A 1,418-nucleotide genomic window follows, 5' to 3' on the forward strand; every position below is an offset into this window, starting at 1 on the left:
TCCGGCCGGCGGGGGACGGCCGCCACCCGACCGTGGCGGGTGAGGCGATGATCAAGCGGATCGCCGTCGCCGCGGTGGCGCTGTCCACCCCCTACTGGCTGCCGAAGGCCGTGGTCGGACTGCGGGTGAAGGTGTTCGCCCGGGTCAACGGCCCCGAAGGCGTCGTGGTGCCCGACGAGCGGATCGACGCCGACCGGTTCGCCGAGTTGTACGCCCACCCCGCGGCCGACGGCCGCAGCCGCGGCGCGGGCCTGTCCGACCTGTTCTGGTACTGGCTGGCGCCCGGCCCCGAGGTCCATCAGGAGCACCTGGAACCGGGCCCGCGCTACGACGCGGTGGCCCGTACCACCAGCGCGATCCTGGCCGGGACCAGCGCCGAGCTGTCGGCCGCCGCCACCCGGTGCGCCGCCGCCGTGCTGGACGAACTCGCGCCCGGCCGGGCGACACTGGTCCGGCTGCGCGACCTGATGATGCCGGTGTGGGCGGAGTTCTTCTACGGCCTGGTGTTCCGCGAGCCCTGCCCGCCGCAGGTCCGCCGGCTCATCGTGGACAACGCCGAGGACGTCGTCAACTCGCTGAAGAACACCCGGCTGCGGCACATGGACCGGCGGGCCCGGCTCACCCGGTATCTGGTGCGCCGGCTGGCCGCGGGCGAGGTGCCGCACGAACTGCCGGCCGAGCTGACCACCCTGCGCGACCGCGCCCACTACCTGCAGGGCGCCTTCTTCAACACCGCCGTGGTGCAGATGTCGGAAGCGATGGCGCACCTGCTGCTGGTGCTGGCGCAGCAGCCGGGCATCCAGCGGCGGCTGGCCGAACACCCGGCCGACGAGCACGAGTTGGGCAACGTGATGAACGAGACGCTGCGCCGTTATCCGCTGTTCGGCATCGCCCACCGCATCACCACCGCGGACATCGACCTGGGCGGCGGCGTCGCCTATCCGGCCGGCACGGTGCTGTGCTTCGACTACCCCGCCTACCACGCGACCGGCTACCCCGACCCGGAGCGCTTCGACCCCGGACGCTGGGACCACCTGTCGGCCAAGGACGCCCACCACATCCCGTTCGGGGTCGCCGCGAACCGGCCGTGCCCGGCGTGGCGGCTGGCCCCGCTGGTGATGCGCGCGGTCACCCGTGAGGTGCTGGACCGCTTCACCCTGCACTCGTCGGTGTCCCACACCCGGGCCATCCCGCACCGCGCGCCCTGTCTGCTGGTGGCCCGCGACCGCCCGCTGCCGCGGCACCGGGTCGGGGCGCTGCTGGCCTTCCTGCGGCTGCGCGACCGCTGGGAGGACGTGGGCCGCAGCCTGCTGCAGTTCGGCTTCGGCACCTGGATGGTGCTGGACGCCCGGCGGCGCCGGCCGGCCGGGCGGTACTTCGAGCGGTACGACACGCAGGGACGGCCGCTGGACGGGGCC

Annotated in this window: 1 protein-coding gene; it reads left to right on the plus strand. The window is 74.0% G+C overall.

Annotation, left to right across the window (positions count from 1 at the left end; translation table 11 throughout):
• Window positions 1-47 precede the first annotated feature (47 nt).
• The coding region (locus GA0115240_RS10895) for a cytochrome P450 (protein ID WP_093736470.1) at window positions 48-1,418 on the plus strand (1,371 nt) is incomplete at its 3' end.

Origin of the sequence: Streptomyces sp. DvalAA-14, assembly GCF_900091855.1 — a bacterium.
Classification (GTDB): Bacteria; Actinomycetota; Actinomycetes; order Streptomycetales; family Streptomycetaceae; genus Actinacidiphila.